This window comes from Intestinibacillus sp. Marseille-P6563 (assembly GCF_900604335.1).
GTDB lineage: Bacteria > Bacillota > Clostridia > Oscillospirales > Butyricicoccaceae > Butyricicoccus_B.
The window spans coordinates 1,354,609-1,372,573 of sequence record NZ_UWOD01000002.1; the positions used below are offsets into that span (position 1 = coordinate 1,354,609).

At 53.0% G+C, this 17,965-nt stretch carries 17 protein-coding genes; 7 read left to right on the forward strand and 10 right to left on the reverse strand.

The genetic code is table 11. The features are described from left to right. Nucleotides 1-8 precede the first annotated feature (8 nt). Nucleotides 9-965: an LCP family protein gene (locus EFB11_RS14905; protein WP_122791072.1), complete on the forward strand. Its 957-nt coding sequence runs from the start codon at nucleotides 9-11 to the stop codon at nucleotides 963-965. Nucleotides 966-1,052: 87 nt separating this feature from the next. Here EFB11_RS14905 and groL read toward each other — a convergent pair whose 3' ends face one another. From groL to EFB11_RS14955, 10 genes are all read right to left on the reverse strand, one after another. Beyond that, entirely contained in the window at nucleotides 1,053-2,696 is a 1,644-nt protein-coding gene (gene groL / locus EFB11_RS14910; RefSeq protein ID WP_122791074.1) for a chaperonin GroEL, read from the reverse strand. A gap of 94 nt (nucleotides 2,697-2,790) precedes the next feature. After that, nucleotides 2,791-4,413 carry a BCCT family transporter gene (locus tag EFB11_RS14915; RefSeq protein WP_122791076.1) on the reverse strand — a complete coding sequence of 541 codons (1,623 nt, stop codon included), beginning with the start codon at nucleotides 4,411-4,413 and terminating at the stop codon, nucleotides 2,791-2,793. 35 nt (nucleotides 4,414-4,448) lie between these two features. Beyond that, a complete protein-coding gene (locus tag EFB11_RS14920) occupies nucleotides 4,449-4,862 on the reverse strand; it encodes an acyl-CoA thioesterase (protein WP_122791078.1) in 414 nt (137 codons plus the stop codon). Beyond that, nucleotides 4,859-5,173: a 4Fe-4S dicluster domain-containing protein gene (locus EFB11_RS17570; RefSeq protein WP_122791080.1), complete on the reverse strand. Its 315-nt coding sequence runs from the start codon at nucleotides 5,171-5,173 to the stop codon at nucleotides 4,859-4,861. Before EFB11_RS17570 ends, EFB11_RS14920 begins: the two co-directional genes overlap by 4 nt. 73 nt (nucleotides 5,174-5,246) lie before the next feature. Beyond that, nucleotides 5,247-6,449: a CaiB/BaiF CoA transferase family protein gene (locus tag EFB11_RS14930; RefSeq protein WP_122791082.1), complete on the reverse strand. Its 1,203-nt coding sequence runs from the start codon at nucleotides 6,447-6,449 to the stop codon at nucleotides 5,247-5,249. 47 nt (nucleotides 6,450-6,496) lie between these two features. Then, nucleotides 6,497-7,678 (reverse strand): CaiB/BaiF CoA transferase family protein, encoded by a 1,182-nt coding sequence (locus EFB11_RS14935; RefSeq protein ID WP_122791084.1) that lies wholly within the window; start codon nucleotides 7,676-7,678, stop codon nucleotides 6,497-6,499. Between the two features lie 41 nt (nucleotides 7,679-7,719). Next, nucleotides 7,720-8,898 carry an acyl-CoA dehydrogenase family protein gene (locus EFB11_RS14940; RefSeq protein ID WP_122791087.1) on the reverse strand — a complete coding sequence of 393 codons (1,179 nt, stop codon included), beginning with the start codon at nucleotides 8,896-8,898 and terminating at the stop codon, nucleotides 7,720-7,722. A 1,157-nt stretch (nucleotides 8,899-10,055) separates the two neighbouring features. Then, a complete protein-coding gene (locus EFB11_RS17420) occupies nucleotides 10,056-10,481 on the reverse strand; it encodes an aldo/keto reductase (protein ID WP_279220557.1) in 426 nt (141 codons plus the stop codon). Nucleotides 10,482-10,497: 16 nt separating this feature from the next. Then, a complete protein-coding gene (locus tag EFB11_RS17425) occupies nucleotides 10,498-11,049 on the reverse strand; it encodes an aldo/keto reductase (protein ID WP_122791090.1) in 552 nt (183 codons plus the stop codon). Nucleotides 11,050-11,130: 81 nt separating this feature from the next. Beyond that, a complete protein-coding gene (locus EFB11_RS14955; RefSeq protein WP_122791092.1) occupies nucleotides 11,131-12,138 on the reverse strand; it encodes a Gfo/Idh/MocA family oxidoreductase in 1,008 nt (335 codons plus the stop codon). Nucleotides 12,139-12,379: 241 nt separating this feature from the next. On the opposite strand from EFB11_RS14955, the gene EFB11_RS14960 reads away from it, so the two are divergent. The 6 genes from EFB11_RS14960 (at nucleotide 12,380) to EFB11_RS14985 (ending at nucleotide 17,911) form a co-directional block, all read left to right on the forward strand. Next, the gene (locus EFB11_RS14960) at nucleotides 12,380-13,312 is read left to right on the forward strand and encodes a sugar phosphate isomerase/epimerase family protein (protein WP_122791093.1); all 933 of its coding nucleotides are present in this window, start codon (nucleotides 12,380-12,382) and stop codon (nucleotides 13,310-13,312) included. A gap of 124 nt (nucleotides 13,313-13,436) precedes the next feature. Then, nucleotides 13,437-14,114: a response regulator transcription factor gene (locus EFB11_RS14965; protein WP_122791095.1), complete on the forward strand. Its 678-nt coding sequence runs from the start codon at nucleotides 13,437-13,439 to the stop codon at nucleotides 14,112-14,114. A 73-nt stretch (nucleotides 14,115-14,187) separates the two neighbouring features. Beyond that, nucleotides 14,188-14,655, forward strand: a complete 468-nt coding sequence (locus EFB11_RS14970) for a YbjN domain-containing protein (protein ID WP_122791097.1) — start codon at nucleotides 14,188-14,190, stop codon at nucleotides 14,653-14,655. Between the two features lie 68 nt (nucleotides 14,656-14,723). Continuing rightward, the gene (locus tag EFB11_RS14975) at nucleotides 14,724-16,214 is read left to right on the forward strand and encodes a sensor histidine kinase (protein ID WP_164706796.1); all 1,491 of its coding nucleotides are present in this window, start codon (nucleotides 14,724-14,726) and stop codon (nucleotides 16,212-16,214) included. 139 nt (nucleotides 16,215-16,353) lie between these two features. Then, entirely contained in the window at nucleotides 16,354-17,007 is a 654-nt protein-coding gene (locus EFB11_RS14980; protein WP_122791101.1) for a hypothetical protein, read from the forward strand. A gap of 67 nt (nucleotides 17,008-17,074) precedes the next feature. Continuing rightward, entirely contained in the window at nucleotides 17,075-17,911 is an 837-nt protein-coding gene (locus EFB11_RS14985; RefSeq protein ID WP_122791103.1) for an undecaprenyl-diphosphate phosphatase, read from the forward strand. Nucleotides 17,912-17,965 lie beyond the last annotated feature (54 nt).

The following is a 17,965-nucleotide window of genomic DNA, read 5'->3' on the forward strand; positions in this document are numbered from 1 at the left end:
GAGGAAGTATGTCATTTCGTAGATTGATGCGTATTGTGCGCCGCTGCCTGCTGCTGGCTGTGCTGACGACGCTGGCGATTACCGTCGGGCTGTTCGTCTATCGTTTTCTGTTTTCCTATACGTACGATAATTCGCTGGAAGGGTTGTCGGATGAGGATTTGGCCGTCAGTGCCAAACCGGCATCGGGCATTACCAACATCGCCTTGTTTGGTATCGATACCCGGCCGGATGAGCCGACCCGGTCGGACTGTATGATGGTCATGTCGGTCAACGCCGATACGGGCACCATCAAGCTGATTTCCCTCATGCGTGACAGCGAAGTCGAGATCGAAGGCCATGGCACCCAGAAATTATGCCATGCATACAGCTATGGCGGCCCGGAACTGGCCATTAAGACCATCAACCAGACGTTTGATTTGAATATCACCGACTATGCCGAAGTCAACTTCGTCCAGATGGCCAACCTCATCGGGGAAGTCGGCGGCGTGGATATCGATGTATCCGAAGCCGAGCGGGTCGAGGCCAACAAATATATCAAGGAATACTATGAATCCTTTGATATGGAGCCTGAACTGATCGAAGAAGCCGGGTACCAGCACCTCAACGGCATCCAGGCCATGACCTATGCACGCATCCGAAAGGGTGGCACGGGCGATGACTGGGGACGTGTGGAACGACAGTCCATTGTGCTGGAAGCCATGTTTGAAACCGTGCAGGACAAGTCGATTACCGAACTGGTGGCGATGATGCCGCGTCTGCTGCCTTATGTGACCACATCGCTGAAAAAGAGTGAGATGGTTTCGCTGGCCAAGGGCTTGTTTGCAAACGGCCAGCCGCAGATGGAGCATAGCCGTGTGCCCAAGGATGGCGAATGGGAATACGGCGGCAGCCAGGAACAGTATATCGTTTACGATTTGGACAAGGCTGCGCAGGACATCAACGACTATATTTACGGCGATTCGTAAACAACGCAAAAGAGCGGACAAGCGTCCGCTCTTTTTTTGATGTAAAAAACGGCCCTCCGAGCCGTATGCCGGAGGACCGCGTTTTTTTTACTTTTTGATCGGGAATTTGCGGGGTGCACGGGTGCGGATTTCGCCGCCCGGCAGAACCCAGGATTCATCAACCGGGTCAACAATATCGGCTTCGGTGGTCAGGAAGGTGGATGCCATCGAAGCGGCATTTTCCAGTGCCAGACGGGTGACCTTGGCCGGGTCTACGATGCCCGATTCCAGCATGGGCACATATTCACCCTTGAGGACATCCAGACCAACGCCATTGCCGCGGCCCAAAATCTCCGCGACGACAACGCTGCCATCAAAACCGGCATTTTCCGCGATCTGACGCGCCGGGATTTCCAAGGCCTGCCGAATGATCTGTGCGCCGACCTTTTCGTCCCCTTCCAGCGTATTGGCATAAGCCTCCACCTGCGGGATGACGCTGCACAGAGCAACACCGCCGCCGGCAACAATACCTTCTTCAGCGGCCGCATGTACTGCACGCAGAGCGTCTTCCACGCAGCGCTTCTTTTCCTTCAGTTCCACATCGGAAATCGCGCCCACACGGATGACCGCAACGCCACCCGTCAGCTTGCCCAGACGTTCCTTGGCACGGTCTACTGCGAACTCATCGGCAGCCTTGGCCAACATCCGACGAACTTCCTCGGTGCGTTCTGCAATGGCAGCCGGATCGCCTGCGCCATTGAGGATCAGGGTGCCGGATTTGGTGACCGTGACCTTTTCGGCACGGCCCAGCATGCCCAGGGTAGCCTGGCTCAGATCGTAACCGATTTCTTCGCGGACGACCGTTGCGCCGGTCAGCAGCGCCAGATCGTCTACCAGAGCCTTTTTGCGTTCGCCAAAGCCCGGTGCGCGGACAGCGACCACATCGATTGCGCCCTGCAGCTTATTGATGATGAGCGCCTTGAGGGCTTCGCCGTCTACGTTGTCGGCAACGATCAGCAGCGGAGCCTTTTGCTGCGCCACACGGTCCAGAATCGGGATGATCTCCTGCAGCGTGGTGATCTTCTTATCGGTAAACAGGATATACGGATTTTCCATCACGGCTTCCATCTTTTCCTGGTCGCTGACCATATAAGAGGACAGATAGCCCTGGTCAAACCGGATGCCCTTGATGATGTCAAACGTGGTTTCCATGGTCTTGGATTCTTCCACGGTGATAACGCCGTCCTGGCCGACTTCGTCCATAATATCGGCGATCATTTGGCCCAGAGATTCATCGGTACCCGAAATGCCAGCAACGTGCATAATGTCCTGGCTGCCGTCGAGCGGACGGGCCTGCTCCCGAAGGGCTTGTACACTGGCATTGACTGCGCCATGAATACCGCGGCGCAGCAGAATGGGATTGGCTCCTGCGGCAAGGTTCTTCAGACCCTCCCGGATGATGCTCTGCGATAACAGAATAGCAGTCGTGGTGCCATCGCCAACCGCTTCGCTGGTTTTGGCCGCGACCTGCTTGATGAGCTGTGCGCCCAAATCTTCCGCAGTGTCATTCAGTTCAAAATTTTTCGTAACACTCGCGCCGGCATTTGTAATGATCGGCACTCCGGAAGACTTGTTCACCAAAACATTCCGGCCCGTGGGACCCAAGGTGACTTTCACCGTGTCCGCAAGCTGATCTACGCCTGCCTGCAGCCGATTTCTCGCATCTTCTCCGTAATATAAATCTCTTACCATTTCTAAGTGTCTCCCTGCCTGTAAATTCAACAAATACGCATGCGGCAAAATGCCGCATACGTATTCGTTGTGCCATTAGATTAACTTGTGAAATTTAAACCTTTTCTTGAACCAGTTCTTCTTTTTTCTTGTTTTCCTTCGCCAGTTCTTCCTGCTTTTCTTCCGCTTCTTGGATGGCCAAAATTTCAGCATGCAGACCACTGCGCTCGTCATGTTTGAGCCATTTGAGCAGGCCAATCATAGTGCCTGCCAAAATAATGAGGAATGGTGCCGAAATAATGATCGCGATGTTTTTGATTGCCGTAAATTCCGCGCCAACCAGGATGATCGACATCGGGATAACTGCAAGCAAAATACAGAAGAACAGACGAAGTGCCATTTTTGGCGTGCCTCGTTTGGTAACCGTTTCGGCCAATGCCAGCGAAGCCGAGTCCATGGACGGAGCCACAAAACCGACGATCAGGACCAGAATCAGGAACGGAAGCAGCGTTTTACCAAGCGGCAGAACCGACATAATGCCGTAAATCGCTGCGTCACCAACGCCGCTGTTGACCAGACCAACTACGTCGACCTCACCGGACAGATGGGTGAAGATCGAGAAGCTGCCGTTGATACCGAAGATGCCGATACCGCCGGCGGTCATGATGAACATGGTGTAAACTGCAACTTCGCGGATAGTTCTACCCTTGGAAACCTTTGCAATGAAGATACCCATCATCGCAACGTAGTTGAGGTAGAATGCAACGAAGTAGATGGTCCATGCTTCCGGGAAGCCCGTATTGTTGATGGGGTCGGTAAACAAGGACATACGCGGCAGTTTTTCGATCATATGTCCCATGGAGTTGACGATGTTCTTCAGGATGAAGGTCGTCGGGCCCATGAACAGGACATACAGAAGGAAGAATACACAGACAACCGAAGTGATGTTACTGATAACCTGCATGCCCTTTGCAGTGCCCAGGTATGCAGTGATCGAATATACAACGGCAATGAATGCGATAATGCCGATTTGGACGGGCGGTGTCGCTTCGATGCCAAACAACTGCTTCAAACCACCAGTTGCGAGCGGAACCGCCAGACCCAGAGAAGAACTCAGCGCGCCAAGGATGCCGAAAATAACCAGGAAGTCAATGACCTTACCGATCGCTGTCTTGCCTTTGACCTTCTCACCCAGCATTGCGCAGCAAACGGCGCTGGTCTGGAAGGAAGGAATCTTTCGAACATATACGCCATAGGCAATTGCCACGCCCATAACCGTGTACATGGCCTGGTTGACAATGCCCCAGTGGAAAAACTGATAGCCAAGGGAGGACTCCAATGCTTCTACACTAAACGGCTCCATGCCGAGACCGGGCGCCTGATAGTAGCTGGCCCATTCGGTGAAAGACCAATACAGTGCAGCCGATGCCAGCGATGCCAGCAGCATCATAGCAAAGTAGCTGAAATTGGAATACTCCGGTTTACAATTCCCCAAACGTATTTTACCATATTTTCCGAAACAAAAATAGAGGCCAACAAGAAAAGATATGAAGGCTACTACTTCGAAGATCGGTCCAAGCCCGGAAATCATTACATTAAAGAAGGAGGTAATTGCATTTAATGTAGATTCGGGGTTGAGGATCATGAAGATGATAAATACGATCAGGATCGCAACACTAACGATAATTAGGCCAACTTCTACGTCCGAATTTTTGGTTTTTTTCGAGTTATTATCCATCTTATGGTTCGCCTCCCCATACTGTCAAGTTACAGTTATGAACTTAGAAGAGATCGCATCAAGTCGGTAATTGGGCGGCTGCACCGGTTTTCCACGTCATATCCGACATATACCGATTCGCACAGGAGAATTAGGTCGTCTTCCCCTTCTCGGTAAATCTCAAACTGAATGGTAAAGCTCCGGTTGCCAACTTTGATCTTGCTGATACCAACTTCCAGCGTATCTCCCTCATAAGCGCTGGAAACATATTCATAGGTCGCCTTTCTATGGCACACCTCTGAATCATACTTTTCAGCCAGTTCGCGATAGGAATACCCTTTCGAGCGGAGAAATTCTTCAAATGCCAGGTCGGTATAGACTACATAATTGCCATTGTAGACAATACCCTGCCGGTCTACTTCTCCGAAGCGGACGCGGACCGGACAGAAGAAAAAGCAATCACTCCTCATTTCTTCAAATCTCCTCGCTTCAGTCGGTTTTCCTTGATCCTCTTCAAGCGTCTTAATGCGGCATCCGAATTATTCGAACGTTTACGTACCCGGTGTGACAGTGCGCCGAAGCTGCAAACGTCCACACAATAACCACAGTTAATGCACGTTTTAAATGCATTGCTGATCGATTCCGGATAGCCGTCCGTCCCCATTCGAATGACGCGCATGGGACAAATTTCGGCACATGCGCTGCATTTTACGCATTTTGCCTTATCAGGAGTAACTAGTGAAATACGTTCCACAACAATATCCCTTTCAAAAAAATCCATCTAATGCTCATATGCTCCGTTGATTCAGGCAATGAACATTAGATGGATCCATAAGTTGTACCCATGACAATGATCAACCTGCTTGATGTACGGCTCCATCCGCGAGCAGACTTTCGATCCGTTCTGCGCTGTATCCCAGCTCTGTCAGAATTTCACGGCTGTTCGCACCCGGGAAGCCAGGTGCCGAAGCATCCGGGTTAACCGGTGTTTTACTGAAAAGGATGGGCGTATTGGTAACCGTGTACTCACCTACGCCAAGCTGATTGACCTGCGTTATAACATTTAATGTTTTCGTTTGTGGGTTGTTGTCAAATTCTTGCAACGACTGCACCGCTGCCGCCGGAACGCCAGCTTCGAGCAGTTTCTTTTCAATGTCATAGCGACCCATGACACTGGTTGCCTTTTCAAGCTCCACGATCAGCGCATCCCTGTTCTGCACCCGCAACTCATTGTTGCAGAAGCGCTGGTCTGCCACAAGGGCATCCAGACCCAAAGTCCGGCAGAGTGCTGCCCACTCTTCCTCCTTGGTCACGGTGAGCACCACATTGCCATCGCTTGCCGCAAATTCACCATAGGGTGCATACCACGCATGATGGTTGCCCGTTCTTGGGGTAAATTCGCCGGTCAGCGAGTGTTCCAGGACAGGCGCTTCACACATATAGAATGCGCAGTCCAGCATTGCAATGTCAACGCGAAGACCTACGCCGGTCTTCTGCTTGTGCAGCAGCGCCATCGAAAGGCCACGGAACAGCTGCAATCCAGCCCAGGTATCGCACAGCGAGAAACCAGGCTTAATCGGTGCTTCATCCGCATTGCCACTCTGTCCAACCAGACCGCTGCGAGCCGCTGCGATGATGTCCATGCACGGCAGGTGCGACAGGGGACCGTAAGTGCCAAAACCGGAGATCGATCCGTAAATTAGGCCGGGGTTTACTTCGAGCATCTTATCATAGCCGATTCCCAGTTTTTCCAGGGTACCAGCCTTAAAGTTCTCAATTACGACATCTACTTGCGCGACCAGATCCAGGACAACCTTCTTGCCCTCTTCCGACCGCATGTCGATTGCAATTCCCTTCTTACCTCGATTGTACTGGCAGAAATACAAACTGATGTCATTGGCATATGGCCCGTATTCGCGGGAAATATCGCCGAGCCCAGGCCGCTCGATTTTGATTACCTCTGCTCCCATGTCTGCCAGCATCATGCCACAGAACGGTGCAGATAAAACTTGAGAAAAATCAAGAACTTTAATCCCTTCGAGAGGTCCCTTCTTCATTTTTCACTCTCCTTAATTACGTTCTCAGGTTTATCCACCCCAGTTGTTTAGATAACGCCTTCTTTTTGCAGACCTTCGAGCTTAGCGGAATCAATCCCCAAAGCGGCATAAAGCTGTGCGTTCTGTTCCCCAACTTCGGGCGCTGTACGCAAAGGCTCTTCTTCCTGATTGCAGAACTTCACCGGCTTGCCCGGCATTTCCAGATCGCCAAGAGTCGAATCCTTCACTGTCACGATCATGTTTCTTACCTGGAGCTGCGGCTGCTGCAGCGCTTCCTTGGTCGTGCTGCACATCGTGCCCGGGATAAGAGCCTGATCGCAGATGTCGGCAATTTCCTGCATGGTGTAGTTGGAGAACAGATCTTCCAACTTGACGCGCAGGTCGCCGAAATAATGATAACCTCGAACCAGGTTCGAGCAGTATTTTTCATCCTCTGTCCATTCAGCAGGACAATTGAATGCATTGCAGAACTTCATCCACTGGGCATCCGAAGAAATACCCATGGCTACGTAACCGTCTTTGCACTTGAGGATATCATACGGGTTGATCAGCGGGTGAGCATTGCCCGTACGCATCGGATCTTCCTTTGTAGCGCCGTAAGTAATGACCTTATCTTCCGAAATGGCGATCGCCGAACCGCAAAGCGTGGTTTCGACCATCTGGCCTTCTCCGGTAGTTCTGGCGTTATAGATCGCCAGGCATACAGCGGAGGACAGGAAGCTAGCCGCATAGCGTTCCGAAATCGAGAAGCCAATGCGGGTGGGCGGGTTTTCCGGGAAACCGGTAAAGTGCATAACGCCGCTCTTTGCCTGCGCAATCAGGTCATACTGGGGAGTATTTGCCCCTTCGCCGGTCGAGCCATACGCAGAAATGCGTCCATATACAAGAGATGGTTTGATAGCCGACAGTTCCTGATAGCCTAAGCCAAGTTCTTCCATCGTGTTGGGAGGGAAATTTTCCAAAACTACATCGGCCGTAGCCACCAGCTTTTTAAAGATTTCTTTCCCTTCAGGATGCCGCAGATTAAGCGTGATACTCTTTTTGCCACGATCACGGAAGGCATGATGAGCACTGGTGCCATTTTTCAATGGCACCAGTGTCCGCAGTGGGTCGCCTCCGTCGGGCGACTCCACTTTAATAACTTCCGCTCCGTAATCAGCCAGTTCCATCCCGCAGTAACCGGAAAGTGTCATTAAATCGAGAACTCGAATTCCTTCTAACGGGAACATATAAACCTCCTATTACTGTGAGAAACAAGCCTCACGGGTTCTTATTCTTCGTAAGCCCAGCCGGTGTACAGCTCGATACCGCGCTTCTTGATCTGGCCGCCGATAACGTTGCGCTGAATCTCGGAAGTACCTTCCCAGATACGGTCAACACGCTGGTCTCTCCAGAGACGTTCTACCGGGTTCTCTCTCATGTAGCCGCGGCCGCCCAGGATCTGAACGCCCTTATCGGTAACACGGTTAACCATTTCAGAGCACCACAGCTTGATAGCAGAAGCTCTAGCATGCTTCAGCTTGCGGTCCATATCGCCGGAGATCTCCCAGCATACACGGTACAGCAGGCTCTTAGCAGCCATGATGTCCATGGTCATGTCAACCAGCATATGCTCGATAACCTGGTAGTCACGAATGATGCGGCCGCCCTGTACGCGCTCTGCAGCCCATTCGTTAGCAACCTTCAGGACACGCTCTGCGCCGCCTACGCAGCGAGCAGCGATACCCAGACGAGCTTCTACGAACCAGTCCTTGGTCATGTTGAAGCCTTCGCCGATGCCCTTCAGGATCTTGGATTCGTCAACAACTACGTTGTCGAAGGTGAATTCCGGATGCTTAAATGCAAAGTGGTGGGTGAATTCCGGAGTACGCTTGATGCTTACGCCCGGGGTGTCCTTCTCTACGAAGAATACAGTTGCCTTGTCCGGATCGCCATCGAGATGGGTATGTACCAGCAGATAGTCAGCGATGTTACCTACGGTTACGTACCACTTTTCACCGTTGATCTTATAACCGCCGTCACACTTAACAGCCGTGGTCTGGCACTGAGTCGGGTCAGAACCTGCGTCAGCTTCGGTGATAGCGTAAGCGTCGCGGCGCTTGCACTGACAGGTCGGAATCAGATACTCTTCGATCTGTTCCTTGGTACCGAACTTCATCGGGAAAGAAGGCTGCGGAACTGCGTCCCAGATAGCGCCGGTAGACATACCGAGCTGCTCGCTGATCAGAGCCTGCTCAAACAGGGTGTAACCAGTGCCGCCGTGTTCCTTCGAATGGTTGGTCGCATTGAAGCCCCACTTCATTACCTGATCGTTAATGTACTTATGGGTTTCAGGAGAAATGCCGTTATTCTCCTCACACTCCATCTCATACGGGAAGAGTACCTGTTCGGTAAATTCTCTTGCTTTCTCTTGCAGCGCGCGATGCTCTTTGCTCAACGTAAAATCCATAATAACTGCTCCCTTTCTTGATTTGAGATAGTAAGTTTGTTACCCTCGTGGAGTAACCCCATCATATCATTCCTGCTAAAAAAGTCAACGATTTTTAAAAAAAATTTATGCAAACCGTCACATTCCATAAAAAATAGGACCATGATTTGTGAAGGAAGAACAGATATTGGGAAAAGGACATTTGGCGCGTGGAAAAGGAAAAAGCGGGCTTTCAAAACTTTTTGACTGTTGGTTTAACAAGAAACAAAAGTCCTGCCGCAGCGCGGCAAACAAAAGAAGATCGGCGCCATCTGAAAAAATATAAATAAGTCAATATGTTATTTACGCAGGAGACGGAAATTACACATTCTTGCGCCTGAGCACCGAGTTTGGGCGGCAACAGAGGGGTGGTAATCTATGCGGTATATACCATAAAAATAATGTGGGGCCGATGGCTTCCGGCATGCAAATCTCCCGCATCATGCAGTATATCCAAGGCGGGCTGGATGGGGGTCCATGTAGGGGATGTCCCCCGGTGAGCACACTAGGCTTAGTCCTGCGCAAAGGCCCGTCCTTGGGCGAATCCTACGAAAACAGTGGAGTAGCCAACTTTTTTGGCACGCAGGCCAATCGTGCATAGAAATTGTTTATTTCCAGACAAACTGCATAATATTGCAGTGAAACTGTCAAGACAGCAGAGGATTTGAAACAAAATTCTAGTTCGTTTTTCCCGGGTTTTTCGCCGAATATTGGTCTAAACGACTTTATTTTAGACAAGTCACAATTGAATCGGCACAATGGCGGTCGGTTGGATAGATTCTGCAAAATGGTGCTATCAAAATATCCGTTGCTGGGGTGTTCCGACGATGTTGTATCAAAAGACAACGGTTTTGGATAGAAAGCAAACGCAAATTGGAAGCAAACTGGAAAATCGAAATTCATGGTTTTGCCGGCGCACTGCCGAAGACGCAGATTTGTCGGGAAATATCCATTTTCTAGGCTTTAGAAGGTCATAAGGCCTGAATTGACACCGATATGGCACGAAAAGCGCATAGAAAATCCAATGTTTGGGAAAAACGCGATTTGCGGGAAAAACTGAATGAAAAGTGACTAGAAATAGCGGAAAGAATAAAAAAATACCGTTTTCGATAAGAAAACGGTATTTCGTGAAGAAAGCGTTAATAAAAGCGGCCACCGTTGTCGCTGATCCACAAATCGGCATTTTCTCCCATTCCGTCGCGCAGCGGCTCGGAAGCGTGCTCAATTTCTTCCATCAGATCGTCCGGCACATCGGCTGCATAAGCATCCAGGTTCTGTTCCAGCTGCCGGATGGACCGTGCGCCCATCAGAATGCTCTTGACAATGGGCCGGCGTTTGAGAAATTGCAGCGCAACTTGGGCGGGTGTCACGCCTCCACGCTTGCACAAAGCATCAAGTTCATCCAAAAAGGCAAAAATCTCGGTTTCAAAGCCTGGATCATGGTGCAGACCCTGCTGCCAGCGGCTACTATAAAAGCGTGTTTCGCGGCGGCCCATGGGCACATCGTCGATTGAGCGGAATTTACCGGTGAGCAGCCCCTGGGCCAGCGGCACATACGCCCACACGGGTACACCGGCCTGCTCAGTCGCCGGAATGATTTTTTTTTTCGGCCACGCGCCAGATGAGCGCATACGGCAGCTGGTTCATAGCCACGCCATACGGCGCCATCTCGCGGATACAGTTCGGTCCGGCGTTGCATACGCTGGCGGCACGGATTTTTCCGGCCCGTTTGAGTTCTTCGAAAGCGCCGAAGGTTTCCTCGAGCGGAATGTGCGGGTTGGGCCAATGGATCTGATACAGATCAATATAGTCGGTTTGCAGGCGTTTTAAGCTGGCATCGCAATGGGCGATGACATCATCGTGGTGGAGTTTGTCGGTAAAGATCTTGGTGGCGACCACGGCGCGGTCGCGGCGGCCTTTGAGAGCTTCGCCCAAAACCTCTTCGGCTTTGCCGTTTCCGTATTTTTCGGCGGTGTCAAACAGGTTGATGCCGCGCTCCATCGCACAGTGCACCGTGCGGATGGCTTCCTTGTCGTCCCCTGCCCCCCAGATTTTCGCGCCCGAAAACGCCCAGGTGCCCAGCGACAGGCTGGAAATGCGGATGCCGGTGCCTTGGATTTCATACTGATTCATAGCTCATTCCTCCTGAAAAGCCTCAAGGGGCCGGATATGCAGAAAAAGGGAAACGATCGGCTCGTTTCCCTTTTTGAATGCTTAGCGATAGAATGCCGGGGTCTCTTCCAGTTCGATGGGCAGCATATACTTGCCTTCGTTGCGTGCACGGTTGCAGGCATCTGCGCCCAGGCAGGCAGCATAGCCATCCCACGCCGACGGGCCGACCAGCTTGCCTTCTGCGACCGACTGTGCCCATTCTTCAAATTCGGTGTCATACGCCTGGATAAAGCGCTGGGTCCAGTCATGATAAACCTCATAACCGGCCTGGCAGTCCAGACGGGTGTGGATGGTGGCCGGGTCAGGCAGCGAAACAACGCCCTTTTCACCGACAACTTCGCACTGAATGTCGTAGCCGTAGCCGGCATGCTGGTTGATCTCTACATCAATACGGACGCCCGACTTGGTTTCCAGAATCATGACCTGCGGGTCGAGCAGGACAGCCGGATCTTCCCCACGGTTCTGCTTGCCGCAGATGACGCCGCCGGCAACATAATCTTCGCCGAGCAGCCAGCGCAGTACGTCCAGTTCATGAACACCCGAGTTTGCGATGGTCATATCCGAGGTATGACCCGGGACATGGCTGAAATTACGGTGGCAGGCGTGAATGAGCAGCGGCGCGCCGATCTTGCCTTCGTCGATGAATTTCTTCATCGCACGATAGCCGTTGTCGTAGCGGCGCATAAAGCCAACCTGTACCAGACGGCGGCCGAACGCCATTTCGGCTTTGATGACCTTCATGCAGTCATCGGCCGTGGGTGCGAGGGGCTTTTCACAGAATACGTACTTGCCTGCTTCGATGCATGCGAGCACCAGCGGGGCATGGAATTCATCGGCGGTGCATACAACGACCGCATCGACTTCGGGGTCATGGATGAGGTCCACGCCATCCTTATAGAACTTCACACCATACTGATCGGCCACCTTGCGGCCGCCTTCTTCAAAAACATCGGACACAGCGACCACCTTGGTCGAGGTGATCACGTGGGTTAGACGGCGAACGTGGTCGCGGCCCATGCCGCCGCAGCCGATTACACCAACATTCAGCATAACGATCTTTTCTCCTTTCGCAAAACGAGGGCTTTTTCCAAATCTCAAAATCCGGTCTTCTCTTCCGGTATCTTCATGATAGCACACCCGCGGGCGCAAGTAAATAACTGCCGAGATATTTTAATCAAAAAAATATTGCAAAATACTTGAACGGGCACGTGTCGCTATGCTAAAATAAGGCCGAAGAAGTAATAGAGTTGCCTGAGAAGGCAAGACATCCGGAGAAATGAGGAATGCTGTTATGAAACTTGGCATCAAGACCTGTACCCTGACCCTTCCTTATACAGAAGCGCTCGACTTCTGCGTACAGCAGGAAATCCCCCTGCTCGAGATCGCGACCGGCAACTGGTCGGCCGCGCCGCACATCGACCTGGACACGGTCGTCAGCGATAAGGGCGCGCGCGATAAATGGTATAAAGAGATCACCGCCCGCGGTCTGACGCTCGATTCGCTCAACTGTGCAGGCAACCCGCTCGCCTACGAGCACGATATGGACGTAACCGAAAAGACCTTCCGTCTGGCCGGCGAGCTGGGCGTTAAGAAGATCGTCATGATGAGCGGCCTGCCGGCTGGCTGCAAGGGCGACAAGACCCCGGTTTGGGTGACCACCTCGTGGCCGCCGGAAACCCAGGACGTCCTCAAGTACCAGTGGGAGGAAGTTGCCATCCCCGAATGGACCCGTCTGGTGGCGCTGGCCAAGGAGTGCGGTATCGAAAAAATCGCACTGGAAAACCACCCCTGTCAGCTTGTATATAATGTAGAGACCTGCCTTAAGCTGCGCGAAGCGGTCGGTCCCATGGTGGGCATGAACCTCGACCCGTCGCATATGTTCTGGCAGTCGGGTGACCCGATGGCGGCAGCCCGTGTGCTGGGGGCTGCCGGTGCGCTGTATCATGTACACGGCAAGGACTCCCGTCTGGAACGCTACCTCGTCGACCCCAACGGTGTACTCGACACCAAGACCATCCACGACTTTGCGCGCCGCGCTTGGAACTTCGTCGCCGTCGGCTCGGGTCATAACGAGCAGTGGTGGAGCGAATTTTTGTCGGTTGTTCGCATGTCCGGTTATAATGATGTCGTATCCCTCGAGATGGAAGACCTGACCATGAGCATGATGGAAGGCCACCTCTATTCGATCGACATTTTAAAGCGTGCGATGGTATTAAATCACTGATCCCCTACCCTTCTCCAGCGGTCCCTAGCCGCTGGAGAATTTTTTTGCAAAAAAGTTTGGTTTGTTCACTCAATATTCAAAATTTTACGGTATACTAACGGCATAAGGAAGGGAAGTGAACCCCATGGCAGTGATTCTGATTGCGGACGACGAGGCGCGTATCCGGCGTCTGGTGTCCGATTTTTTAAAACGAGACGGCCACACCATGCTCGAAGCCGAGGATGGCACCATGGCGCTGGAGCTGCTGCGCCAGCACAATGAGATCGATCTGGCGATTTTGGATGTGATGATGCCGGGCGCGGATGGCTTTGCCGTACTGAAAAGCATCCGGCAGGACGAGCGCACCCGACGGCTTCCGGTCATGATGCTGACCGCCCGCGCTGAGGAACTCGACCAGCTACACGGCTTGCAGGGCGGCGCGGACGATTATGTCACCAAGCCGTTTTCGCCGCTGGTGCTGTGTGCACGGGTGAAAAACCTGCTCGCCCGGGCCATCGGCCCGCAGCAGGAACAGGCGGACAGCTTTGGCGAACTGGACATCGATGAAGCCCGGCACGAAGTGCGGGTGCATGGCGCCGACATCGGCCTGACGCCCAAGGAATATGAACTCATGGTCTACTTTAAAAACAACCGCGGCATCGCCCTGTCGCGCGAAAAGATTTTGAATGCCGTGTGGGGATACGATTATTTCGGCGACCTGCGTACGGTGGATACCCACATTAAAAAGCTGCGCGCCAAGCTGGGCGAATACGGCAGCAAGATCGAGACCGTGCGCGGCTATGGCTACCGCTTTGAAATCTGAAATTGCCCGATGAAAGCGCTGCCCTTTTGTGGTATACTAAGGACAGAACTTTCAGAAGGAGGGTGCATCCCCGATGGCATTTGATATTTTGTCTGTAAAGCAGGTCTATGAGGCCGAAGAGCTCAATTTTTCCACCGATGAGGAACGCGGCATGATCCGCTTTTCCATGAATACCGAGGTGTCCCCCGACGTGCGCTTTGTCGCGCGCATCGTCAACCCGCGCACTGCGCTGTTTACCACCATCCTGCCCATGAATATCCCCGAAAACAAGCGGGAGGCGGTCAGCGAATATCTCACCCGCGTCAATTATGTGCTGCTTCTGGGCAATTTCCAGATGGATATGTCCGACGGAGAACTCAGCTATAAATCGGTGGGTGTGTTTGAACCGGAACAGGGTCTGGCCGATTCGATCGTCACCCGTCTGACCTATGTCGGGTTCAATATGTTTGATAAGTATATGCCCGGTGTTTTCGCCATCCTGTATGGCGGCAAATCGGCTGCTGAGGCGTTCGACGAGATCGACCAGCAGGAAGAAAAATAAACCAGGGGGGACGGCTTGTCCGTCCCCTTTTTTTGCCGATTCCCCGGGAAATGAAGGGAGACGCAGCCATGCGCCATTCGATCAAATTTAAATTTTTCGCCGCCATCTGTGCAATCGCCATTGCTTTTGTCGGCGTGCTGACCCTGCTCAACGTAACGCTGTATGATGATTATTACCTCTGGCAGCGCGAACGCGCCTTGCAGGATACCTATGAGGACATTCTGCACGCCAGCGATGAGGGCAACGACGCCCTGCTCAATCAGATTATCCAGAGCGAGGACACCGAAGGTGTGCGCCTGACCCTGGTGGGCAGCGACGGCACGGTCAGCTATGACTCGGTGCTGCGCGAGCAGCTCACCGGCATCGACAGCTCGCAGGAAACCCTGTTTTATGGGCTTTCAGTTGTGGAAAGCGCCTTTCAGGCCGTCGATGTGGACAAGATGAAAAAGCAGGGCATTGATTTTGTCAACGTCTATGACAAAAAGCGCAGCGAGGAATTCCTGTGTTTGGTCGGCCAGATGGACAGCGGCTATGTGGTCGCGCGCATCCCGTTTACCTATATGGAACAGAACTCTACATTTAATATGTTCTTCCTGGGCATTTCGGGCGGGCTGACACTCATCATCTGTATGGGCCTGGCGTTTTTTGTGGCGCGGCATTTCACCCGGCCGCTCATTGCCATCGGCAATGTGGCCAATGCCATGGCCGACCTGGACTTTTCCAAAAAATACGACGGCCCGGTGCGCGACGAGATCGGTCAGCTCGGCCAGTCGATTAACCGTCTGTCCGAGCATCTGGAGGAAACCATCGCCGAACTGCGGCGCTCCAACTGGAAACTCGGCCAGGAAATCAAGGAAAAGGAAAAAATAGACGCCATGCGGCAGGAATTTATCGTCAATGTCTCGCATGAACTCAAGACCCCGATCGCCCTCATCCAGGGCTATGCCGAGGGTCTGAAAGAAGGCATTGCCGAAACACCCGAGGACCGTGATTACTACTGCTCGACCATTTCGGATGAAGCAGTGCGCATGAACAACCTGGTCATGCAGCTTTTGAGCCTTTCCAAACTGGAACTCGGGCGCGAAACACCCAATCTGTCCGACGTTGACCTGGATGAACTCATCGGCGCGGCCGTGGAAAAAACGGCGGTGTTGTCCGAAGGCCGCAGCCTGAAGGTACAGTATACGCCCTGCGGCCTGCATGCCCACACCGACGATACCATGCTTTCGCAGGTGGTGGACAATTATTTGACCAACGCTATCCGTTATACGCCCGAGGGCGGTGCGGTGAAGATCAAGGCCGAGCAAAACAGTGTGGGCACGACCATCACGGTATTTAATGAAGGCGAAGGTGTTTCCGAGGACGAGCTGCCCCGTCTGTGGGAAAAATTCTACCGCACCGACAAGGCGCGCTCGCGCGCGCTGGGCGGCAGCGGCGTGGGTTTGAGCATCGTCAAAGCCATGGCCGAGGTGCTGGGCGGCGCCTGCGGGGCCCGCAATGTCGAGGGCGGTATTGAATTCTGGTTCACCGTACCCGGTACAGCGGTAAAAGTCCTGTAAAGAAATTGTAGTTGCCTTTTGGGGAAAAGTCCGGTATGATAACAAGAGAACCTTTGCGTTTTCCCCAACCGAATGACCGGGGCCGGCTGTGCCGGCGCCGTGCTGCACGTCTGTGCAGTTTCCAAAGGAGGCAATTCTTATGCGTAAATCGATTGCTTGGATCGCTTTGGCAGCGATCTGCCTGTTCGCGCTGGGCGGATGTGAAAAAGGAAAAGGGTATGCCGCATCTTCGGATGTGGAGCCGGTTTCGTCCTCCCTGCCCGTGTCCGACGTACAGCCGGATGCGTCGCCTGAGATCGTGACCGAAAGCCCGGATATGTCGGTGTCCGATGCCCGCAACCTGCTGGCCGAAACCATTGACACCGATACATATATGATTCTGGACGGCAGCACCAAGGTCGAAGTCGATGGAGAAGGATATTATGTATTCCTGGTGGCACAGAAGTCGGATAACACGGCAGTTGGCCAGGTGGCGGTCAACAAGCGCACCGGTGAGAAGTTCAACTATGCCGGCGAAAATAAGCTGACCGATTATTCCGATTTCCAGCTGTATGACCCGGCGACCGATGCGATCGTCGATTGGGAAGGTACGTTCTCGGATGGCACCCGCACGCTTGAACTCATCCCCATGGATGAGCGCTCGTTCGAGTACATGCTGGACGATCAGAACGGTGTGGCCCGCGGCATGGGCAACACGGCGACCGACGAAGAAAACAACATCACCTTCACGTACGCCGACGGTGCAATCACCCTGTCGGGTGCAGCCGAAGGGGTCTTCAAGCGCACCGAATAACCAATCTGCATTTGGCATAGGATAAAGAAAAAGCCGGGTTTGCCGCCGGCAAGACAGGAGATTTTGCATGATCGAGATATTAAAGGCCATATTCCTGGGCATCGTGGAGGGCATCACCGAATGGCTGCCCGTGTCGAGCACCGGCCACATGATCCTGGTCGATGAATTTTTACAGCTCGACGCATCCGAAGCATTTAAGGAATTGTTTTTTGTCGTCATCCAGTTCGGCGCGATTTTGGCCGTACTGACGATTTATTGGAAACGGTTCATCCCCTTGCGGCGCACCCGCCATGGTCGGGTGGTGGCCGATCCGCAGGTGTTCCGTCTGTGGCTCAAGATCATCATCGCCTGCGTGCCGGCAGCTGTCATCGGCGTGCTGTTTGACGAGCAGCTCAACGCCATGTTTTACAACTTCCAGACGGTCGGTATTGCCCTGATCGTCTTTGGTGTCGCGTTCATCGCGGTGGAAAACCGCAACGGCGGTCAGGCGCCGCGTGCGCTCAAGGTGCATGACATCACCTACGGCGATGCGTTCATCATCGGCGTATTCCAGCTGATTGCCGCCATTTTCCCGGGCACTTCGCGCTCGGGCGCGACCATTCTGGGCAGCATCGCCATCGGCATTTCCCGCCCGGCGGCGGCTGAATTTACGTTTTTCCTGGCTGTGCCCGTTATGTTTGGTGCAAGTCTGCTCAAATTTTTCAAACTCGGCTTTGCGTATACCGGGTTTGAATGGCTGTTGCTCATCATTGGTACCGTGGTGGCCTATATCGTATCGCTCCTGGCCATCCGCTTCCTGATGGGTTACGTCAAGCGCCACGACTTCAAGGTGTTTGGCTGGTACCGCATCGTGCTGGGCGCCCTGGTGCTCGGCTATTGGGTGTATACTCTGCTCGCAGCGTAACCGAATCGTACTTGAAAAGCCCCCTATTCTCTGGTATTCTGAAAGAAGAGGAAA